Genomic DNA, 22,520 nt, shown 5'->3' with positions numbered 1-22,520 from the left:
CTGTTTTTGGAAAATACTTAGATGACTTTAACTTCTCGTTTGAGTCGCTATAAAAAGTCAAAGGCATCTATACCCAAGCAACCTCAAGATGCATGGCTGCTTAGATAAACCTTGCCCTCTCCCCCTAAACGACAGATGTAAACAGAGGAGAGAGCAAAGAAATTAGGACGCGTTATCGCGCGTCAGGCTTATTTTGTTACCACTTTTAGAGGAACTGGGATGTACTCATCCACTTTCTCGCCTTTCAGTACTTTGTCAGCCGTTTCAACGCCTAACGCGCCGATAAGATCAGGTTGTTGTGCGATGGTTGCTGCTAGCTTGCCACGGTTAACCGCTGCGATGCCGTCTTCTGTGCCGTCAAAACCAACGATCATGACGTTCTTACCCGACGCTTGAACCGCGCGTAGTGCACCTAGAGCCATCTCATCATTCTGCGCAAACACCGCTTGAACATCCGGGTTAGCAGCCAGTAGGTTTTCCATTACGTTTAGACCTTTCGTGCGGTCAAAGTCAGCCGGTTGGCTAGCCAGAAGCTCCATATCGCTTCCCTTCACAGCGGTCATGAAGCCTTCACCACGCTCACGAGCCGCAGACGTACCAGCAATACCTTCCAGCTGAATCACTTTTGCTTTCTCGCCAACTTTTTCCATGATGTAGTGGCCAGCCATCTCGCCGCCTACAACGTTGTCAGATGCGATGTGGCTCACTACTTCACCACGGCTTGCACCACGGTCTAGCGTTAACACAGGGATGTTAGAACGGTTTGCCATACGAATCGCGTTAGACACTGCGTCAGAATCCGTTGGGTTGATCAAAATCGCTTTTACACCGCGAATGGTTAGGTCTTCGATGTTTGACAGTTCTTTGCTCGGGTCATTTTGCGAGTCCAGTACAATCAAATCGTATCCCAGTTCTTTCGCTTTAGCTTCCGCCCCGTCTTTCATCGTTACGAAGAACGGGTTGTTTAGGGTCGAAACCACAATCGCCATCGTATCTTGGGCTTGCGCCGCTACTGATACAGTGGAAGAAAGAAGTGCAGCAGAGATAAGAGTTGCAAGTTTTTTCATCGTTCTAGTCCTTTGTGTAGGGTGAGCCAGCACACGCCTACTGGCTCGGTTTGTATTCACATATTGATATGTAGATTGTTATGAATTACTTGTTTTTGTTGTCTACCAATACCGCCAGCAAGATAACCACTGCTTTTGCAATCATTTGGTAGTAAGAAGAAACGTCCAGTAGGTTAAGTGCATTGTTCAAGAAGCCGATGATTAGCGCACCAATCAATGTCCCCATGATACGGCCTTTACCGCCCATCAAGCTCGTACCGCCAAGTACCACAGCTGCAATCGCATCTAGTTCGTATCCCATACCCGCCGTTGGCTGAGCAGAAGATAGACGAGATGTCACGATGATGCCCGCAAGTGCAGCTAACATACCGCAGATGGCGTACACACCAATCTTCACTCGATCTACGTTAATACCAGACAGGCGAGTCGCAGACTCATTGCCGCCTAGTGCGTAAACATAGCGACCAAAGCGAGTGTGATTAAGTAGGTACCAAGCCGCTGCGAATACAACAACCATCAACCAAACTGGCACTGGAATGCCTAAGGCGTAGCCTGTACCAAACCATGCGAATGCGTCTGCCGTGTCTGTGAAGCCAGTAGAAATTGGTCGACCGTCGGTGTAAACCATGGTCACACCGCGCAGTAATGTCATGGTGACCAGCGTCGCGATGAAGGCTTGCACTTTGCCTTTAGCGATGATGATGCCACTGATTGCGCCCAGTGCCGCACCAGCTAATAGAGCCGTTGGAACCGCAATTAAAACTGGCACTTCCATCGCAATTAGGCTCGCGGCAAATGCACCACAAAGCGCAAGGACAGAGCCGACACTCAAGTCGATACCAGCAGTTAAGATAACCAGAGTCATACCTACGGCGATGATCGCGTTGACTGAGGTTTGACGAAGGATGTTAAGAATGTTGTCTACCGTAAAAAAGTTCGGGTTTAAAAAAGACACTACAACAATCAAAAATAACAGTGCAATCAGTGATTTTTGTTCAATCAACCACTCTTTAGTAAACAGCTTTTTGCTGCTTGTTTCGGTCGGTTTGCTCATGGTATTGGTACTCATGCTGCTTCCTCATTGATCTTTTTGCCTACGGCACAGGCGAGTAATTTTTCTTGGTCGGCGTCTTTCGCATCAAATTCGCCAGTTATGCGACCTTCATGCATCACAAGAATGCGATCGCTCATGCCTAGCACTTCTGGCATCTCAGAAGAAACCAAGATGATGCTCATGCCGTCGGCTTTAAATTTGTTGATGAGTTGGTAGATTTCTTTCTTAGCACCAACGTCAACACCACGCGTTGGTTCATCCAAAATCAGAACTTTAGGCTTGGTCATTAGCCCTTTCGCAATCGCCACTTTCTGTTGGTTACCACCAGAAAGGTTGCCAATAATTTGGTCGCGAGTTGGTGTTTTAATGTTGAATAACTTGATGAAATCTTCCACCGCAATGACTTCTTCATCGTGCTGGATTTGTACGCCCTTAGTTAGCTTATCCAATGCACACAGAGACATGTTCTCTTTCACGGATAAACCCAGCACCAGACCATCCCCTTTGCGGTCTTCCGAGATGTAAGCGATGCCATTTGCCAAACCATCTTGCGGGCTAACCGGATTAATGGTTTTGTTATCGAGATTGATAACGCCATGCTCGCTTGGCAGCGCGCCATAAATCACTTTCATTAACTCGGTACGGCCTGCGCCCATCAAACCAGAGATACCCAAAATCTCACCGCGTTTAAGCGTGAAGCTCACATCGTGAACGCCAGAGCCTGTCAAGCCAATCACTTCAAGGCATGTCTCGCCGTGCTTCACATCAATACGCGGGTATTGCTCTTCTAATTTACGGCCAACCATCATTTCGATTAAGCCGTCTTCATCCGTGTCTGCTACTCGGCATTCACCGATAAATTTACCGTCACGAAGCACCGTAATGTCGTCACAGATTTCAAAGATTTCTTTCAGGCGGTGTGAGATATATACAATGCCGCAGCCTTGCTCACGAAGCTCATTAATCACTTTGAACAGAGATTCGGTTTCTGTATCAGTAAGCGCATCGGTTGGTTCATCCATGATGATGACTTTCGATTCAAACGAGAGCGCTTTGGCAATTTCTACCATTTGTTGCTCACCCAAACTTAGATCACCAAGCAAGGTTTTCGAGCTGTGTTTCACGTTCAAACGTTGTAGAAGTCTGTCCGCTTCCGCGTACATTTTGCTCCACTGAATGCGCCCCATAGAACCGGTAAATTCACGACCGAGAAAAATGTTCTCAGCGATTGTCAGTTCAGGGATTAAGTTCAACTCTTGGTGAATAATGCTGATGCCCGCTTCTTGAGAATCTCGCGGCCCTTTAAATGCAGCAGGTTGACCCTGATACTGAATGCTACCTGCATCCATATGATAAATACCGGTCAGCACTTTCATCAATGTTGACTTGCCTGCCCCATTTTCGCCCATGAGCGCCATAACACGACCTGGGTATACGTTCAGGCTCGCTTTATCTAGCGCCTTTACACCTGGGAACGCTTTTTCAATTTCGCTCAGTTGTAGAATGGCTTGAGTCATAATCTGTCCTCAATTCTCAGGCTTAAAAAACCACGCCCGCTTGGAAAATCACGTTCGCGTACGGTGTGCATTCACCGGTTCGAACCACTGCGCGACTTTGCTCTGTGCGTGCTTTAAAAGCCTCGTGCGAAACGTATTTGATTTCAATCGACTTGCCCGTTTCCTCACTCTCTTTGCTCAACTCTTTAAGCAGTGCTTCATGAAGAACAGGACTGACATCGGAAAATTCTTCTGCAATGATGACCCCTTCAATCTGTGACTCAGACAAAATCACGCGAACGGTATCAAGAAAGCTTGGTACGCCATGCGTTAGCGCCAAATCGATGCGCTGTACATGATCAGGAATCGGCAGCCCCGCGTCACAAATCGTGATTTCATCGGTGTGGCCTAGCGTTGCCACTAAGTAAGAAATATCTGAGTTAATAAGGGTACTTTTTTTCATCTCATCGACCTTTCGGTTACACGTTCATACAACAATGAGTGCCTGTTTTAGGAAATTTTCATTATTAACAGAAAACTCATCGAAACGTTTCGATGCAATAATAAGACGCTTGCGAGATTTCACCAGTCACCGATCGGTAAGGTGTGAGAATGATCCGTGATTTTTCCAACTAAGAGAAAGAAAAGGCCGACCAAGTCACACTTTACCCATCGAAACGTTTCGATGAGCATTTTTAAAGCCCACAAAAACCCTACGGTTTGTGCCCGCGAAAGCAGAAATACGTCCAATTACTGAGAAAGCCTCTAGTTAACGGGAAGGAAATCTGCCACATCATCACATTTCTAAAATGGTTGTCTGATTTTCGAGAACACCCACCTTACAATCTGGTTACAATTTGCAAAAAATATATCATCCGTTCAGTACCGTTTAGGTAAGCAACGTTTGTAGGGACACAAACGGAAGTCGAAGAACCATAATGAAATTAAGCAATCGAGTTATCTTGCTTGTCGCACCCGTGATCATTTTGAGTGCGCTGGTATCGAGTTACATCATCTATAGCATTCAAAAAGTAACACTCATCAAGCGCGAAGATAGCTACATACAACTTCAGATGGAAAAACTGGCGGGGCAATTTCGACAAGCCAATATTTTTCTTAACAGCTATGCGTACACGCTGAGTAAAAGTGATGTGCTGCAGGACTATTTTATCAATCACGACAATCCCTACCGTGAGCGAGTGCTTTTTAGCCGCTTGGATGAAACCGCTGATGTCCTGAGTCATGGCTATAAAGGGGATGCGAGCATGGCGATCCTCGACGGCAAGCAAAATCTGCTTTATTACACCGAAAACCAATATTATGAATCGTCCGGCGTTGTTGACCCAAAGGTGCTGGAGTACATAGCAACCAGCTTCGCGGCTCGTGGTGAATACAGTCACACAGGGTTCATTTATAACTCCAGTGGCCAAAGCATCTTGTTGCGATACGAACTCATTGACAAACGAACGGGCGCACCGCCAGTTAGCTTCGATCCTAGCAACGTGTTTTTTGTTGTCGTGTCCGTATCTTTAGAAGTGTTTAACGACATCAAACACGACGTCGAATTTGATACTCATAGTGTGATTACGTTTGCCGATAAACCCATTTATCTAGACATCCCTCTTGCGCAAACCATTGAACTTCTGCCCCACTTTTATGCGGTGCTCTCCCCTGCGGAGTATCTGATGTGGAACAAAGTGGACAAAGTATGGCTAGAGCTTGCACTTTCTTTTGGTATCGCGGCATTTTGTACCATAACGCTGATCGTCTTAGTGCTCTATCGTTACGTTTTGCATCCAGTCTCTCGCCTCGATAAACAACTCAGTGAGCTAGAATCGAATCAGCGAGACAACATCGAAAAGCTCGGAACCAATGATGAAATTGGCCGTCTTTCATCACGCTTTTTTGATATGTACGAAGAACTCAACGTCATTTACAAAAAGACCAAACGTCTCGCAGAAACTGATCACCTTACTCAGTTGGCTAACCGTCATCGATTCCACCAACTTGCCACGCGTGAACTAGCCTCGCCACCTTCTCATTTGTGGGTGATTTATGTCGATCTGGATAACTTCAAGTACGTGAACGATAAATATGGCCATGAACTTGGCGACAACCTGCTAAAGGTCTTCTCGACTCACATTAAAAACGCCTGTCAAAAGTTCTCTCAGCAATACGACAGCCCTTGTTTTGGTGCGCGTTTATCTGGTGATGAGTTCGCCATTCTACTCAGCTCCAATAAAGACGTAGGCAGCATCCCAGATTTACTCGCCAAAGAACTATTAAAACCAATTAGCAACCTCAGCCAAACTTGGGCGAACGCCTTCCCGGTGACCGCCAGTGTTGGCATCGCTCAATACCCGCAAGATGGGCAAGACATCGCGAAACTGTTGTCCAATGCAGACGCAGCAATGTACCAAGCCAAACGTGCTGGAAAAAATCAGTACGCGTACTACTCAGCAGAGCTAAATTTGGAATCTCAGCGACGCAGTCAGATCGAACGTGCACTGCGTAAAAGCAACGTTGAAGATGAGTTTAGGCTTGTGTTTCAACCTTACATGAATAACAAAGACAACGAAATTGAAGGCTTGGAAGTGCTTCTACGTTGGGACGCAGAAGGCTTGGGGCCAGTGCCACCAACCGAATTTATTCCAATCGCCGAGCAAGCTGGGTTGTTTGACAGAATAGACCGTTGGGTGTTTGCCAATGCAACCGAGGAATACCATCATTTAAGAAGCATTTTTGGCAAAGACATTGTCCTGTCCATCAACCTTTCATCGGCCGAACTAAACTCGTTAGAAATGGCGCAATTTATTCATAAACACGTAACGAGAAATGGCATCAAACCAGAATGTATCGAACTAGAAATTACCGAGACGTTTGCCGCGGAACAGCAAGGCACGGCATTGCTTGATGAGCTTTCGAAACTGGGTTATCGACTTGCTATTGATGATTTCGGCTCTGGCTACACGTCGCTCACTCAACTTGTTCAATATCCAGTACAAAAGATTAAGTTTGACCGAGAGTTTCTACTGACGTTGATGAATACCAATAATGGACACGTGATCAAACCGATCATTGAGCTGTGCCATGCCCAAAACAAAACCGTGACCGCCGAAGGCATTGAACACGACGTTATGCACAAATGGTTGTCCGCTTATCGATGTGATTTCATGCAAGGATACTTGTTCGGAAAGCCAATGGACAAAGAGCAACTTAGCTTGTGGTGGAAATCGGCCAACGATGACAATCGATTCTCTCAGCCGCTTACAACCAAACTCGCGGCTGAGGGTGGAATTTGAAGGTAAAGAATCGATAATGTTTACTTTGACGAACTCATAAAAAAAGCAGCACTTAATGTGCTGCTTTTCGTATTCTCACCCTATTGCATGCGCTTAAGCATGTTGAGCGTAATAGTTGCTGAGTTATCTGCCGTCGCTTTTTTCAGCTCAGAATAAACCACATCAGCAGAACCATCCGCTTTGTCGGAAATCGTGCGGATGACAACATACGGAACCTTAAAGGCGGTTGCAACTTGTCCCAATGCTGCACCTTCCATTTCAACGGCCATCGCGTTGAACTCTTGGTAGATGCCCGTGACTTTTACTTTACTGGCGATAAATTGGTCACCAGAAGCAATGATGCCTCGGAACACACTCTCTTTGCCTAACGTCTCCACCGCTGCTTCATACGCGTAATTTTGTAGCGCTTTGTCAGCATAAAAGTAACGCTCTTGATAGTCCGGTAATAACCCTTTCGGTTTGTTGAATGCGGTTAAATCAACGTCATGATGTACAGTACGAGTAGAAATAACCACGTCCAATGGATCAAGTTTCGGGTCACTTGCTCCTGCTATACCAGTAAAAATCAGTTGGTTCACACCAAAAGATTCAATCAGCAAAGTGGTCGTCATCGCAGCATTGACTTTGCCAACACCAGATTGCGTTACCACAACGGATTTGCCCTCAAGCTCACCGATATAAAAAGTGTGGTTCGCAACTTTTTTGATTTGTTGATTCTGAATTTTTGGCAGCAGAGCTTCAACCTCTACATCCATCGCGCCAACAATACCTATCGTTGATGCAGCAAAAGTAGGAAGTGAAAACGCGGCAAGAATGAAAACAAGAGATTTCTTAAACATACGAGTCCTGAAGTGTAGCAATGCGCCGCCCTTTTGCGACGCGCTACACATTATATACCCTTGAGATTTAAAGGGGGAATATTCCGTACGCTATCAGTCAAAACAATCAGCAATGAGGCAATGAGAGCTTCTCTACAACCTCAGTTTTTGGGTTCTTGACTTGTCGGGACACGCAGTTTCGCTGAAATAGTAGGCATAAAAAATTCGCAAGCTATCCTAGTTGCGCAGGTAGGATGTCCCCAAGCGCCACATATATCCTGATCGCTTGATTTCACTCTCGTGAATTGTCGGCATTGGCCACATTTATTCGTCATTAATTCTTCTCCCTGAAAATGATCTTATTGATAAGCAAGCGGTCGTTAAAAGTAATTCTATAACTCGATAGCGACCTCAACTAGCCAAATTAGTGTTTAGAAACTAACACAATGTTCTGAGTGAAGATTTGACTTATAACCGTACTTTTCTCAAAAAACTTAAGAAACAAATTCAGAGAATACAAAATAATGTTTTATCCAGACCACAAATTTTATTTATCGAATAAGAGCAATTTTAAAAAATGAAACTAATTCCGTTTTAACTTGTCTTAACCGATCGTTAATTTATTTATAAGAAAAGTCTAATTACTTATTCAGTTCATACAAAGCAAACATAAAAATAATGGATACCCATCATTTTCGTTTTTCCTTATATAGAAATGCTTGATTTAGAGTTTCCATTCGTTCCATATCCGTACCTTATAAAAATCATCATCACATTTTTTTCACTTTTTTCAGTTGGAGTGAAACGCTCATATGAAGAGCTGTTTATCTATCTTTCCGTTCTACATCCTTTATTCTACTTATAAAACCGTAATCACAACGACCAGAGACAGCCCCTTAAATAGCGCGGCGTTTCGAGCTGGATCACAGAGTAAACTTTTTGTCCTCCGCTCATGGTTCTAATAAATACTTTGAAATTAAAAGATATTTTCCACATCCATTTAATTAAACATTGTTTTTTAACTTTACTCTATCAAAAATATTGCTAAACACAGTTTTATTAATTAGCGAAATCGGCTAGTATTTACGTCGAAGTTTTTCAAAAGCAACGATTAACTTATTAATATTAAGCAGTTTCAATTGGTTAGACAGAACCCTTGAAACTTAATGGAATCCCAACATTACGTGCTTTTGTGCATAATAAGAAACATTGGGAATATAATTATATTGATGTGCAAGTTGTTTTAACGAGTGCATGAAGCAATCGATAAATTTGTAACACCAAAGAGTTTTTATTTAGTCAAAATGAAAAAGTTATTTTTATTGTTGATATGGACATGTTTGTCGGTTTCTCCTTTTGCAATGGCGCAACACCCAAATAGCAAGGCCGAGAACCGCGTATCCCAACAAGTTATTGAAAAAACATATAAAGAAGCCAAACTCAATGGCGTCATCGACTTTAAACTGTTTCGCGATGCCTTCATCGCTTACCAAAAAACACCTGACAGAAAAAAGTCGATACTAACCATTATTGATTACAGCAAACCATCGACCGAAAAACGTTTTTATGTTGTGGACGTAAACAAAAAGAAGCTGATCTACAACACTTACGTGGCTCATGGTGTGAATAGCGGAAAGAAAACAGCAACACAGTTTTCGAATGTCGTGAATTCTCGCAAAACATCACTTGGCACGTTTTTAACAGACACAACATACTACGGCTCTAACGGCTATTCGCTGCGCCTAGATGGTCTTAGCTCTGGCCTTAATGACAAAGCTCGCGAGCGCTACATCGTTGTACACGGCGCAGACTATGCGAATCCTTCTTTCATTAAAAAGAACGGTTACTTGGGACGCAGTTGGGGTTGCCCAGCGTTACCTCAAAAGCTGTCACGCGAAATCATTGACACGATTAAAGGTGGCAGTGTGATCTACGCCAGCGCGTAAACCACGCAGCACACCAATACTAAGGGAGCCTAGCTCCCTTTTTTGTTGCCTGATGTTCTCACAAGTCGCAAGTAAAATCTCTTGTCGAGCCGAACAACGCTAATATTTGTGTGCTCTTGGAGAGTCAATCACGTCATGAATCTATGAGCGCTTTTTCAGGTGTTGGTTAGATTCGCTTAAAACACTGTTCATTCCTGTTTCGTCTCGTTAGTATACGCACAATTGGTCACTTACCGACTGATGTATTGCCCAAGTCTATACCCACTGACGTTTAGGATTGTTTTTTGCGTTATCTTCTTCGTATTTTATTTGTGCTGACACTGTCCATGCTCTCTGGGCATTTGCATGCAGCGCAGCACCACAATACAAATCACGTGACGTCAGAACGCCTCGACAAACTCTTGCAATCTGATTTTCAATCCGTAGTCAACGCACCACATTCAGAAGCACAACAACACTATTGGGGTTCTGATGGGTTTGAGCGCCACATCAAGCGAGACTTGTTCGCTCTGGTGAGTTACCGCCGAACGTCTACTGATGACGGATCGCTCTCCCTCAGCTTTGAATCTGAATACCATCTACTTGTCGCGTTTTTGCCTCCTCCATTAAAAGAGTTAGCGTGGCAAACTATTCCGTTGCCTACTGATAGCTATGGCATGTTAAAAAACCAACGTTCTCTCTATCGTTTATCAGGGCGGAAAGAGGCGAATTTAGTGTACGTGTTTAAACACGGCCGCGAATCGATCATCACAGTTTGATACCACAAAGAAAAACAAGGAAGCATGTCACACCAGGCATGGATGTCCTCAAATTTATCTGATCTGATTCGAGGTCTATTTATGAAAAAATTCACAGCAGCAGCGTTAACGGCCCTACTTTTCACTGCAGTACCAACATTTGCAAATACAGACACAAACGCGGACAAAATGACAAACGAAACGCTATTGGAATGCGCAAATGCTTCCAATGCTCGTAACGCGATACCAGAGCACCGAGCCGTTTTTCGTCACTACTTGATGTCTGAACGTGGTTACAGCTTTAGCCAACTATCTTCCACCGAAACCGAGTTTAAAGCACAAGACAACAACGATTCTGAGATAGAACAGTTCTATCAAACACAGTGTAAAGAAGTTGGTGAGCAGCTCTACCGCGTGGGCTACTGACACCAGCGAGAATGAAGAAATCGGTAAAGGGTCAACAGTTCCAAAAAACAAAAGGCGCATTCTCTGCGCCTTTTGCTTACATCAATATCCTAGTTACACATGAGTAAACCAATGTTAAGAGAGCTGAGACGCCGCCTTAGATTTAAACCGCGCTTTGCGCACCTTGAGGATCACAAAACTCATCACAGCAATAGTAAGAGTAATCACTGGCGCAGCCATTAACCCCATCGTCACCATCTTGCTGATATTCTCCGGAAGTAAAGGCAGGAGCATGCCAAAGCCGCACAGTAACAACGTCCACAATATGGCGCTCAGCCATGCAAAGTAATGGAACTTTGACACGCGTTTCACACGTAATCCCATCATCAATGGCAAAAGCGAACGCACCACCGGAATGAAACGCGCGCAAAACAATGCAACTAAGCCATGTTTACCCAAAAGAACATCGACTTGTTCGAGTCTTTTCTGTGGGACAGCATTCACCCAGCCTTGAACTTTAGGTAGGCGGTTTAGCCATTTTCCTTGCAAGTATGCCGCCCAACTTCCTAAGCCCGCACTCACAATAATCACCAACATGATGGCAATAGGATCAAGCACGCCTACCGCCGCAAGTGTGCCAGACAACACCACCACACTATCGCATGGAAATGGCGCAGCAGGAATAAAACCACTTTCCAAAAAGATTAATGTCGCCACGACAATATAAATAATCCCTGCACTTCCTGGCGCCATAAGTGCAGAAAAGTCTTGATGCCAAAAGGCAAGCAAGACGCCCATCATTGAATCAAACATAAAAAGAGCTCCTAAACATCACTAAATAACAACAAGGTAGATGCTTAGAACTATCGAGCGTGAATAAACCGATAGATAAGATTAGAGCCGAACCCATCTCCAATTTGGTATTTTGAATGAGAGAAGTCTTTCGCAAGACCAAGAAAAACCGTCAGACCCGCGTTCAAATATGGCGTTTCTGATAAAGCGCGGTTCCAATGAGGAGCCAACGTTTCGAACCAACCAATATCGAGCTCATCAAGATCTGATTTTGAATCATGAACTCGCAGTGCATTGCGATTTAACAGGCTAGCAAACGAATGAAATGGTGGTGCTAGTGGCGTTTCGGAAACTTGTGCGTCTTCATCATAAAACACACTGCCGACGGTGTATTGGTGAACAGTTTCAGGCGACGTTGACTCTTGGCCGACAGAAACCGCCAATAAGCTCAGAAATAGCCCGAAAAAGCTAATAAGAAGAGCACGCACAACGTTCACCTACATCACAGTAATACGTACTTTTAACTCTGAGGGCGAGAATTTGCAATCGAAATTCTCGCCTCGTGGTTTTAGCCACTTAGTTTGATATAACTGAGGACTTAGTTCTTGCCGTATGGGTAGTTTTCGAACATTTTCGCCACTTCTTCTGTGATCAAATTTTCCCTTTTCTCAGTACTCATTGATTCGGTTAACTTGCGGCTTGAAACGCCTTTCCACACAACTTGGTTCGCCTTACTATCCACCAGCTCTACCACTAACTTCCCGTATTTGCGTTCTTTATATCGTTCAGGGCTTGATGTAATCACACCAAAGCTGTTCCATCCATAACCGACGCTAAAAGAAGAACCAGACGATACCAACTCCGACTCCTCAACGATATCGTGATGAACGTATAAATCACCACCACTTGCAACTCGAGAAAGCCCTTTCGATTCCAGTTGAGCAGCCAAACCTTGTTCTATACGGCGTCCGTCGATACTTGCTGGGGCATCATTTTGAGTGCCAAAATCAAACGTTTTGTAAGAAGCGAAGTCCGCTTGTTTATCCACGTCTGTCGTTACTGTCGTACAAGCGGCCATCAAAAGCGCCATCGCCCCAATTGTTACTGTTTTCCACATACGCGCTCTCCTCGTTTTTTTACTTATACGGCTGACAATAAGGTTGTGTCATTTCAATATTGAGTCTTGACCATGAATGATAAGTGTTCAATGTCACGTGATGATTAAACCATCAAATGGATTGACGATTAATGAGCCAGCTCTGTCACATAACGGTGTCATTTTCGTCGAGCATCATCAGGAAGCCATTTAAGCTCATCGAAAGCGTATTTTTTCACCAAGAAGACAATTTTTTATACAACTGACAAGCGACTGATGAAAAAAGACTTTTCTTTTGAAATCAATGTGGCATATTAGCTGAGTCCTATCGATGCGCGGGCATCGTATAATGGCTATTACCTCAGCCTTCCAAGCTGATGATGCGGGTTCGATTCCCGCTGCCCGCTCCAATATCTATCTACTCCCAAGAAATTCTTTTCTAAGTTACTCAGTTGAATCCGAAGGCGGAGCAAACAAACAGCGCCAACGTTGTTGCCACGTTAAATTTGGTCGACGTACCTCGTTGAACATATCTTTCCATTCTGCAAACGTCACCTTAATTGGGTTGAAGCTGTTTACCGGTTTAGAAATGCCATAACGAACCGTTTCTATTTCTGGTTCAAAAGTGCCAAACATTCGATCCCAGAGAATCAAAACACCTGCGTAATTTTTATCAATATATTGACGATTGATCCCGTGATGCACTCTGTGGTGAGACGGCGTGTTGAATACCCACTCCAGTGGGCCAAGTGACCGAATCGACTGCGTGTGCACAAAGAACTGCAAACCTAGATTCAACAACACCACGAATACAACCCATTTAGGGTCAAAGCCAATAATGACCAAAGGTAGCCAGAACAGCCACATCCCCGCCAATGGGTACATCAAGCTTTGGCGAAACGCCGTACTAAAATTCATTCTTTCTGAACTGTGATGCACCACATGTGCCGCCCACATCCAACGAATACGATGGCTAGCTCGGTGGAACCAGTAATAGAAAAAGTCTTGCAGCAACATAAGAAGCAAGAAGGCCGATACACTCATTTCGATATCAAATAATCGCCAATCAAATATCCACAAGTAGAAGTGCGCAATCAGCAGCCCCGTTAAAATATCAGTAGCTTGATGTAATCCCGCCAACACAAAGTTACACGCCACTTCCGGCAAATAATATTGTGCGCTGTCAGGCAGTTTACCTCGACGCTGTCCCAAACCGTATTCCGCGGCGATGCAGAGAAAAAAGATGGGAGCCAAAGCCATAAGCAAGAGCTCCGGTCGTTCCATGATTTGTGACCAATCCATTGTCTTATCTACCATTTTGCGTAGTGATCTTCCGTTAAACCCACAACACCGTCGAGTTCGTGCTTACTGCCATTGCCATCCACAACAAACCCTGAAAAGTGGCCGATATATTGACGAAAGTTACTTTTCAAAAACCAGAAGTTCTTTTTCTCAGAACGTTGATTGATAGACTCAAACACTAAGTCTACGCAACCATCTTCGGAGGTGATGCGCCAATCAGTACGCGGGTTCTGACGTGAAAGTTGAAACTGCACCGGATTAAGCAAATGCCTTTCACCATCCACCCACAGTACATTTTCACAAAACCCGGTTTCGTTTACGCCAGCGGCGAGGTTGAGACCCAAGCTTTTGTCGCCGTCTTTATGGTTGACACTCGCCCAGCGCCAGCTCGTTTCCCTTCGCATGTAACCCGCCGAGAAATCATAACCCGCAGCAACCTGTGACAGATCTTGCTCTTCACCCAGAATAAATAGATTCCCTGTTACCGTCAGCGCGTTGTGTTTTTGCGTATACGTCCATCCGGAGTAACCCGTTGGCGTAGAGAGCATAAGAGGCAAACTTTGTGGCTGTGGATGCAGTGTAATGTTGGCGTTCACGGAAGGCGTCACAAACTGAACATGCCACTGCCCCTCCTCAATGGAGAACTGAATTGTATTGTTCGCGAGATGTGCTTTGCTCAACCAGCTCGATGGTTGAGTCTGATAACCAAGCTGACAAGGTTTAAGCCATTGCTGCTCGGTGAGTGCATTGCGCTTAATATCGAACAAATAACAAAATCCGGAGGCCAAATAGCGAATATCGGCAATAGCAATCCCAACGACATAGTCAGGCGTCACGAGAGACACGAACTGGAACTGCTTGTAATCGAAATGTTTTCGCCACTTCGATACAGGATTGTCCATCTCATCGAGATATTGAAATGACTCTAAATCGAGTGATCTTGGAATCGCCGACAAGTGCCCAAAAACCGGCATACCATCTTGCTGAATAAATGAGTCCAAATGCTTAATTACGTCCATGATTCTGACTTGGCTAATCACACATGGCACAATATTAACATTAAGTTAACAACAAGCGAATTGCGCGACTGCACAACAATCACGCATTTAAGGCAGGCAACGAAGCAATAGTGTGAAACAGATCACTCATATCTCATCACTATCACTGCGATTTAGAGTTTTAGCTTGGCTATAGAGCATTAATCAGAATAAAGAATATTGGTCACGATCTCCGTTTTCACCGAATTCGCGATAAAACAGTTTTCATGCGCCATGTGGTGCATTTTTTCCAATTGCTCATAGCTTGGCTGCTTATCACCAGAAAATACAACTTTCGGATTTAACACCACTCTCGAAACCCACTCTTTTCCATTTTCACCAACGGTCAACGCCCCTTCAGCAGCATCAACATAAGAGTCGATCACATAACGACGCTTTGCTGCAATCGAAAGGAAAACCAACATATGGCAACTAGAAAGTGCCGCAACCAACGCCTCTTCGGGATCGATGTTTTCTTCTGCCGACAGCGGCAACGGGACAACATGAGGAGATGGCGAAGCAGGAACTAACAAACCGCCATCAAAGCGCCAAGTGTGCGCTCGACTGTATTGATTATCGCTAAAGATTTCATTGGCCTGGCGTTGCCACGTTATTAATGCCGTGTGCTTACTCATACTCATTCCCTGATTGTTGAGTGGTGTAGTAAATCACAGCTCAATACGGAAAGAAAACAGACACTGAGTGAAATGAGCGAAAAGCCACTTCAAAGCACCTGTTCTGAGTTTTGTTGCGCTTTTACTAACTCATCTCTCAAACGGTGTCCTTGATGAATATTCACTTGGAGGCGATTAATCAACATCTGTAGCTGTTCAATCGCTGGCACTTGGTTCATTTTTAACTGTGTTTCGAGTTCCAGCGCTTGGCTAGCCAGTATCTTCAGCCCTAAATTCAACGCCATTCCCTTGGTCGTATGCATCGTCAATTTGAGAGAGTCGAAATCGCTCTGCATAAAGTTTTCAATCAGGTCATCAACTGCCAGTTCAAAATCGGTGATGATGCTGTTGAGCAGATCAAGTAACTCATTCGGATGTTCTTTGAGGGACGCCAACATTTCGGAGTTCGACAATTCCTCTTCCGTTAGCCTCAAGTTTTCAATCGGCTTACGTTGCAGTTGCAATACATTGCTCGCTGGCGATACCTCTTCGGTTTGTTTCACTTTGAGCCTCGCACTGAATTGCTTCAAAGCGTCAGCAAAACTTTCCCTTTGCAGAGGCTTGGTTAGGACATGATCGGCACCTGCCGCGATAAAGTGATCATGGGCCTCACGAAAGACATCCGCAGTATAGGCAAACAGCAACGTCTTTACCCCTAGCTTTTCGCGAATAAAACGAGTCGCTTCCACACCATTCATCTCTGGCATGTGATTATCCATCAAGATAAGGTCATAATCGTTGTCGCGTGCCTTTTCTACAGCAACCAGCCCGTTTTCTGCGACATCCACTGCGTGCCCTAACTTTTCGCAAAAGCCTTTCGCCACCAAAGCATTTACGCGGTTATCTTCTGCCAACAAAATACGCAAGTTCTGAGTGCTTCGGGTTTGAACTGGCGTATGTTGCGGGCTCGGTTTTTCGCTCTCATTCCATGGTATCGGCAAAGTGACAATAAACTGCGTGCCGACCCCTTCTACGCTCTTTAAGGTAATAGAACCACCCATAAGTTCAGTGAGCTTTTTAACGATGGCCAACCCTAAACCCGTTCCTCCAAACCTTCTTGTAGTTGAAGAATCTGCTTGCTCGAAGGAGTTAAATACTCGCCCTTGTTTATCGGGCGCGATACCGATCCCCGTATCACTGACGATGATCAACAGCTGTTTGTCTTCACCATTTAACTCGGTACGAATCAGTACGTGCCCTTCATTGGTAAACTTCACGGCGTTACCCGCCAAATTAAACAGAATTTGGCGAAGTCGAGCACAATCGCCTGTGAACTCGGTGTTGTTCGGAACGTCGTTCTCAACAATCAGCTCAATGCTTTTTTCATCAATTAACGGTTGTATGGCGCTGCAAACCGGAGTTAAGACTTGCTCAAGATGAAACGGGGCTTCTTCCAGTTCTAGCTTATTTTCCTCAACTTTAGAAAAGTCCAAGATGTCGTTGAGGATAGTCATTAAATGCTGCCCTGAATCCAGAATCACCTTAATGTGCTCTTTGGTGACGGGCTCTTTGGTTTCCTCTGCAATCAACTGAGAAATCCCGAGCACACCATTCATTGGCGTTCTTAATTCGTGACTCATAGCAGCAAGAAAGCTGGATTTAGCCTTAGCGGCTCGCTCTGCTTTGTCAGTCTCGGCTTCCAACTCCGAGTTAAGCTGCTTCAAGTTGTGCATTCGGTATTGCAGTTGATACAAGAACGACCCGACTAACAACATCACTGCGACAAACACAAACAGCCAAGTGAAGCGCGCCTCATTTTGGGCGAGATCAAGAAGTGAGTGCTCGGCCTCTTCCACAAACACAAAGTAATTGTGATCCAGTAGCTCATTGGTCAACAGCTCGATTTTTTTATCGCTTTCATGTAAGCGCCCCAAAAAGTTCGCGCCACTTTCGCTTTGCTCCCCACTTTGATTCACTAAGTCGCGGCTAAAAAACTCGACGTAATGTTTATCTAATTGCGTTTCACCAATGTGCGTCGAAAACTCCTCTTCATAGATGTCCAACAGCATCAGCAAGGCATATTGATTTTCGACTTGTACCCCAATCAACATGTCTAATTGCGAAGTGGTTTGAACAACCCGTTGCTCAAACTTGGCTAACGTCTGTTGTATTTTCTGGCGGTTGGGTGAGATGGGAAACCAAACGGCATTATCGAAGGTATCAGCCAATTTTTCCGCTTCAACTTCAATATCAACCAACGATTTAGTGAGCTCGAAGTTCTTTCGCTCCTTGATGGCATACTGATTCACAATCACATCGCGTTCTTCAATCAGCTGATGGCCGACCTCAGAAAGCGCGCTATGAAGTTGTTGCGTACTCTTGGAGTTAATGTGAGCCATGTAGGCAAAGGTGCACGCCACCAGCATCGCAATAAATAAGCATGAATTGACCAACCTAAACTTATTCATTTTCCAGCACCTCTAAAATTACTGGCCTTGGGGCGCTGAGTGACGTCAAGAACGCTTCGATGTCTTCGATATTGCTATCACTCATCGTAATACCAAGCTGCGTTTGTGCCATGATTTGAATGGCCTCAGCAAGGGTGGTCACTTGCCCGTTATGAAAATACGGCCCCGTTAATGCGACGTTTCTTAAACTGGCAACACGGAAATAATACCCCTCATCCCCTTCCGTTGTGAGTAAATGGCGACCTGTGTCTTTCTGCACGGGTTTATGCTCAAAGTAAGCGAAGCGTTGAATCATCGCGCCGCCAACATTTTTCCCTTGATGACATTGTACGCACCCAGCTTTCTTGAAGGTTTTCCAACCTCGTTTCGCTTTCTCATTCAAAACATGCGTGTAACCCAATAAGTAGGCATCAAACGGCGCGCCTGGAGTTTCAAGCCCTTTCACAAACTCAACAATGGACGCTTTGATGTTGTCGATAGAAATTGGCAGGTTTCCAGCGCGTTTAAACAGCGCTTGATACTGCTCGTTGTTTTGAACGTAGCTTTCAATCTTCGGCCAGTTGGAATCCATTTCTAACGGGTCGTGAATTGGGCCATCCATTTGAGAGACTAACGTATTCGACGAGCCATCCCATAACAGTCGGTAATTCAGTGACGCATTAAAAACCGTGATCGCGTTCCGTGTTCCTGCCCCTTTTACACCGGCTGCTACGGCTGTGTTTTGCGCGCCATTCGTTTGTAGATTGTGGCAACTTTCACAACTGACTTTACCATTCGATGACAAGTTGGGATCTCTAAATAAATGCCAACCAATCCGCGCTAACGTAACGTCGACGACCGGATCGCCCTCGATAGGCAAAACAAGTTCGACTTCTGCTTTTGCAACACTGACGGATGATGCGGTACAAACGAATAGCACGGCGGCACCCCATTTGATAGCTGTACTCAGCCTCATAACTTGAACTTCCTAGAACGCCCTAATTATGAACCTAGTTGCAAATGCGATTTTTTGCCATTTTCAGGCGAGAGTAAAAGGTATGATTTTGTTTCGTATAAAGCTCAAGAGGGAGAGAGATAAAAACAGACAGAGCGAGTCCAATAGAATTCGAACTCGCGTCAGGAAGGCAATAGAGCGTGGCTAGTTGATGAAGGCAAGCAGGCGATAAAACCAAGTGACTTCACCGTAAGCAATCAAATCAAAGATGGTGAAGAAGATGACACAGATGATGGCCAATTTGACCAAGCGTTGAACTATAAACATCACAATTTCCTGTTGTTTTTTCGCAGTTTACTACGTCAACAGGCGAATGAAAAACGGATGCTTGTATCAAGGCGTGTTAAACAATCAACAAAATTTTTTGCAAAAAATGACGTGCTAGAAGCGCTGTTATCTAAGCGATTGTACTATCTACTTTTTTATTAATTTACTGCTCGCTTTGCTTAAAAAGCAATCGGTTAACTAACTGTATAACCTAGATAAGCGAGCGAAAATGGATGTCGACAAGTTGGACGAGCATCAACTATTTCAAATATGATATGTCGTACACTTTTTTAAAACTAATACTTATAACTATTTTTTAATGCAAACACCTCGCTTGTTTAACTTAAATCTTCGCTACAAGACTGCCTTGTATTTCTCGCTCGGTCTGCTCGGGATGATAATTAGTTTTCTTTTTATCAGCCGATACTTTTTCCTGTACAGCTTAGATGAGTTGGAAAACATGGAAATTGACCACTCAAGTCAGCAAGCTATAGCCGTAATTGACATGATGGTGACTCAGCAAGAAGGAAGTTCCTATGATTGGGCTTACTGGGATGAGACCTATGACCTTTTCGCACACCGTGACATCGCAGGTTACAGCGAACGCAACTTATATGTCGAAACCCTTGATGCGCTGAACCTCGATTTGATGTCGTTTATCACACTGGATGGGCAGTCCTTAGTGTCATTGAGTCGTGAAAACACACCAGAGTCTTCATCCTCACTAAACAATAAAGTCGTGTCCGTGCCACTCCTCCAACAGCATATTTTGGCGATGAACAGTAAGCTTGATGTTCACCGCGAAAGTTTGGCGGGCATATTTAAGATCAATGACAACATTTGGGGGTTGAGCTTAGCGCCGGTTCGCAACAGCGAAGGAGATCGTCCTTCGAACGGCTGGATGCTGTGGGGACGCAATCTGTCTGAGCGTTTCCCTGGCGACTTTAAAGCGATGATGTCTGCCAACAATACGCTCGTGACCAAGTCGTTTAATCCTGTCGATCATGCCAAAACTAAAAGCATCGATAAAACCTCAGAGTCCATCATCAAATGGACCCCAATCAGCGATCTCGCGGGTGAGCCGATTGCGTGGTTGAAAACACAAACCAAACGTGAACACTATTCAAAAGGTAATACGCTCTTTATTTACCTCTTTGCGACGGTTGGGGTGGTAGCGTCAGTCATTGCTACCAGCACGTTTTTCATCTTCAAAAGAAAGGTGGCAACACGCTTTAGCCACTTTGCAGAAGGCATTAACGAAATCGCCTCCCAATATCAGCTTGAAGGTTTGCAGTCCGTAAAGTTCGATGAGTTAGAACTCGCGACAAAGCTTGTGCAAAAGCTCTCTGAAAACACGTCTATGACTCAGTTACAGCTGAAAGACTCCATGGAGAAATTCGGCGCACTTTACCACAGCTCATCGTTAGGCATGCTGATCGTTATTGAACGTGAAATCGTCGACGCCAACCATCGAGCGCTTGAACTACTGAGTTATAAAAAATCCGACCTTCTTGAGCAGCCATTAGACACGCTCTGCCCTACGACTGCTGATGAGTGTCGTGTTGATGCAATGTATCGAGAGCTTCAACATGGCCGCAATCAGTTTGAAGCACAGATGCTAGACAGCCATGGCGAAACCATCGATTGTTTAATAGAAGCAACACTGATTCAGCACAACGGGCACACCGCCTTGATGCTGCTGTTGCAAGATTTGAGTGAAAACAAACAACAAGCTGAGATGATTCAAAAGCTGACCGATTTTGATCCTGTGTCCGGCTTTTGTAATCGCCCAGTGATCTTAGGTGCACTTGAAGAGTTGGTGAAACACCAGCCGAATCACTTCTCGTTCATCTACATAACAAGTAAGAGCCTCAAGCAAATCGCTGAAGTGTACGGACACCTGATCTTTGATGAGGCGATTCAGTACATCTCGACTTTGTTGCGCGACCATTTGGGCACTCACCAAATTGGTCGGATTAGTGAGCATGAGTTCATCGTCATTCTTCCCAACGCAAGCGGTCACAGCGACGCGTTGGAAGCGGCAAACCGACTGTTAAATCAGCTATCTTACAAAATCGAACTCTCTGGGATTATGTTGTCGCTCGACAGCAAAGCCGTGATGGTTGACCCTAAAATCACCCACCAGTCCCTCGAGCACCTATTGCTTGTTGCTCGTTACTCAGCGCAGTCAATGAGCGGGCGTCACATGCATGAAGTGTTGGTCGCTGATGGTGAATTATCTGAGCAGGCAGAAACGTCGATGATCATCCATCGCGACTTAGAAGTAGCGATTCGACAAGACAACATCATTCCTTATTTTCAACCAATCGTGAACGCGAAATCAGGTGAAATCATTGGCTTTGAAGCATTGGCTCGATGGCCGCATCCAACGCTTGGCATTATCTCGCCGTTGATCTTTATTCCGCTTGCAGAGCAAGGGAAACTGATTGTAGAGCTTGGAGAATCAATCCTCAATCAGTCTTGCGATTTTATCGGCAAACTGAACACAAAGAGACACAGCCAAGGCTTGCCGCCACTGACGGTGCACGTCAACCTGAGTGCGCAGCATTTCTACCATTCACGGCTGATTTCATTCCTGCAAACCATGATTGAAGAGCACAACATCTCTGCAGGTCATTTGGTGCTAGAAATCACCGAAAGTATGCTGATGGGCGGCGAAACGGAATCCATCCACTGCATCAACGAAATCAAACAACTGGGCGTACAACTGGCGTTGGACGATTTTGGTACGGGCTACGCATCATTCAGCAGCGTGTGCAACTTCCCGTTAGACATCGTCAAACTCGACAAATCGTACGTGGATGAAATTGAAACCAACGACCGAGCCAAAACGCTCGTGCGAAACATTGCCAATATGTCTCAAGAGTTGGGATTAACCATCGTCGCAGAAGGCGTCGAGACGGCCAGCCAAGTCCGCAAACTAAAAGTGTGGAATATAGATGAGTTACAAGGTTTCTACTTCTATAAACCGATGACTCGAGAAGACGCATTCGCTCAGTTTTCTGGCTTGCCCCACTGTTAATCTAGCTCCCTCTCCTAAGGCAAAGCGGCCTCTGTCGCTTTGCCTTTTTTGTTCCCCAATCTCTCTGCTTCTTGCCAAGTAA

General features: G+C 44.8%; 19 protein-coding genes and 1 tRNA gene. 6 read left to right on the top strand and 14 right to left on the bottom strand.

What is annotated here, in order from left to right; genetic code table 11:
- Positions 1-188: 188 nt before the first annotated feature.
- The 4 genes from rbsB to rbsD form a co-directional block, all read right to left on the bottom strand.
- Positions 189-1,067: a ribose ABC transporter substrate-binding protein RbsB gene (rbsB, locus tag NL646_RS00945; RefSeq protein WP_005463703.1), complete on the bottom strand. Its 879-nt coding sequence runs from the start codon at positions 1,065-1,067 to the stop codon at positions 189-191.
- An 85-nt stretch (positions 1,068-1,152) separates the two neighbouring features.
- On the bottom strand, positions 1,153-2,136 hold the full coding sequence (gene rbsC / locus NL646_RS00940) for a ribose ABC transporter permease (RefSeq protein WP_005463702.1): 984 nt from the start codon (positions 2,134-2,136) through the stop codon (positions 1,153-1,155).
- The gene (gene rbsA, locus NL646_RS00935) at positions 2,133-3,638 is read right to left on the bottom strand and encodes a ribose ABC transporter ATP-binding protein RbsA (protein WP_015313344.1); all 1,506 of its coding nucleotides are present in this window, start codon (positions 3,636-3,638) and stop codon (positions 2,133-2,135) included. Before rbsA ends, rbsC begins: the two co-directional genes overlap by 4 nt.
- 22 nt (positions 3,639-3,660) lie before the next feature.
- Positions 3,661-4,080 carry a D-ribose pyranase gene (gene rbsD / locus NL646_RS00930; RefSeq protein ID WP_015313345.1) on the bottom strand — a complete coding sequence of 140 codons (420 nt, stop codon included), beginning with the start codon at positions 4,078-4,080 and terminating at the stop codon, positions 3,661-3,663.
- Positions 4,081-4,555: 475 nt separating this feature from the next.
- Between rbsD and NL646_RS00925 the strand changes: the two genes are divergently transcribed.
- Positions 4,556-6,919 carry an EAL domain-containing protein gene (locus NL646_RS00925; protein WP_005463698.1) on the top strand — a complete coding sequence of 788 codons (2,364 nt, stop codon included), beginning with the start codon at positions 4,556-4,558 and terminating at the stop codon, positions 6,917-6,919.
- 80 nt (positions 6,920-6,999) lie between these two features.
- Here NL646_RS00925 and NL646_RS00920 read toward each other — a convergent pair whose 3' ends face one another.
- Positions 7,000-7,758, bottom strand: a complete 759-nt coding sequence (locus NL646_RS00920) for a 5'-methylthioadenosine/adenosylhomocysteine nucleosidase (protein WP_005463697.1) — start codon at positions 7,756-7,758, stop codon at positions 7,000-7,002.
- 1,283 nt (positions 7,759-9,041) lie between these two features.
- On the opposite strand from NL646_RS00920, the gene NL646_RS00915 reads away from it, so the two are divergent.
- From NL646_RS00915 to NL646_RS00905, 3 genes are all read left to right on the top strand, one after another.
- Positions 9,042-9,683, top strand: a complete 642-nt coding sequence (locus tag NL646_RS00915; RefSeq protein ID WP_005499139.1) for a murein L,D-transpeptidase catalytic domain family protein — start codon at positions 9,042-9,044, stop codon at positions 9,681-9,683.
- Positions 9,684-9,967: 284 nt separating this feature from the next.
- The gene (locus tag NL646_RS00910) at positions 9,968-10,441 is read left to right on the top strand and encodes a hypothetical protein (RefSeq protein ID WP_045587835.1); all 474 of its coding nucleotides are present in this window, start codon (positions 9,968-9,970) and stop codon (positions 10,439-10,441) included.
- An 81-nt stretch (positions 10,442-10,522) separates the two neighbouring features.
- Entirely contained in the window at positions 10,523-10,846 is a 324-nt protein-coding gene (locus NL646_RS00905) for a hypothetical protein (RefSeq protein ID WP_025509265.1), read from the top strand.
- Positions 10,847-10,960: 114 nt separating this feature from the next.
- Here the strand turns inward: NL646_RS00905 and NL646_RS00900 are convergent, their stop codons facing one another.
- The 3 genes from NL646_RS00900 to NL646_RS00890 all read right to left on the bottom strand — a co-directional run bounded on the left by NL646_RS00900 (position 10,961) and on the right by NL646_RS00890 (position 12,734).
- Positions 10,961-11,638, bottom strand: coding sequence for a DedA family protein (locus NL646_RS00900; RefSeq protein WP_020837984.1), 678 nt, complete (start codon positions 11,636-11,638; stop codon positions 10,961-10,963).
- Between the two features lie 50 nt (positions 11,639-11,688).
- A complete protein-coding gene (locus NL646_RS00895) occupies positions 11,689-12,105 on the bottom strand; it encodes a hypothetical protein (protein ID WP_253663725.1) in 417 nt (138 codons plus the stop codon).
- 110 nt (positions 12,106-12,215) lie between these two features.
- Positions 12,216-12,734 (bottom strand): DUF4136 domain-containing protein, encoded by a 519-nt coding sequence (locus NL646_RS00890; protein WP_005463686.1) that lies wholly within the window; start codon positions 12,732-12,734, stop codon positions 12,216-12,218.
- Between the two features lie 314 nt (positions 12,735-13,048).
- Between NL646_RS00890 and NL646_RS00885 the strand changes: the two genes are divergently transcribed.
- Positions 13,049-13,123, top strand: a tRNA-Gly gene (locus NL646_RS00885).
- Positions 13,124-13,157: 34 nt separating this feature from the next.
- Here the strand turns inward: NL646_RS00885 and NL646_RS00880 are convergent.
- The 6 genes from NL646_RS00880 to NL646_RS23335 all read right to left on the bottom strand — a co-directional run bounded on the left by NL646_RS00880 (position 13,158) and on the right by NL646_RS23335 (position 19,395).
- Positions 13,158-14,015, bottom strand: a complete 858-nt coding sequence (locus NL646_RS00880; protein ID WP_253663724.1) for a sterol desaturase family protein — start codon at positions 14,013-14,015, stop codon at positions 13,158-13,160.
- 8 nt (positions 14,016-14,023) lie between these two features.
- The gene (locus NL646_RS00875; RefSeq protein WP_193271652.1) at positions 14,024-15,034 is read right to left on the bottom strand and encodes a DUF2804 domain-containing protein; all 1,011 of its coding nucleotides are present in this window, start codon (positions 15,032-15,034) and stop codon (positions 14,024-14,026) included.
- Between the two features lie 179 nt (positions 15,035-15,213).
- Entirely contained in the window at positions 15,214-15,687 is a 474-nt protein-coding gene (locus NL646_RS00870; RefSeq protein ID WP_029833911.1) for an OsmC family protein, read from the bottom strand.
- Between the two features lie 89 nt (positions 15,688-15,776).
- Positions 15,777-18,134: an ATP-binding protein gene (locus tag NL646_RS00865; protein WP_253663723.1), complete on the bottom strand. Its 2,358-nt coding sequence runs from the start codon at positions 18,132-18,134 to the stop codon at positions 15,777-15,779.
- The gene (locus tag NL646_RS00860; RefSeq protein ID WP_253663722.1) at positions 18,127-19,089 is read right to left on the bottom strand and encodes a cytochrome-c peroxidase; all 963 of its coding nucleotides are present in this window, start codon (positions 19,087-19,089) and stop codon (positions 18,127-18,129) included. The genes NL646_RS00865 and NL646_RS00860 overlap by 8 nt, the downstream gene beginning before the upstream one ends.
- Positions 19,090-19,272: 183 nt before the next feature.
- Entirely contained in the window at positions 19,273-19,395 is a 123-nt protein-coding gene (locus tag NL646_RS23335; RefSeq protein ID WP_017447435.1) for a hypothetical protein, read from the bottom strand.
- Between the two features lie 319 nt (positions 19,396-19,714).
- Between NL646_RS23335 and NL646_RS00855 the strand changes: the two genes are divergently transcribed.
- Positions 19,715-22,438 carry an EAL domain-containing protein gene (locus NL646_RS00855; protein ID WP_029853210.1) on the top strand — a complete coding sequence of 908 codons (2,724 nt, stop codon included), beginning with the start codon at positions 19,715-19,717 and terminating at the stop codon, positions 22,436-22,438.
- The last annotated feature ends 82 nt before the right edge of the window (positions 22,439-22,520 follow it).

This window comes from Vibrio sp. Y20_XG_PY13 (genome assembly GCF_024181925.1).
Lineage (GTDB): Bacteria > Pseudomonadota > Gammaproteobacteria > Enterobacterales > Vibrionaceae > Vibrio > Vibrio parahaemolyticus.
The sequence above is the reverse complement of the archived record's forward strand: the minus strand, read 5'-3'. Positions and strand labels throughout refer to the sequence as shown.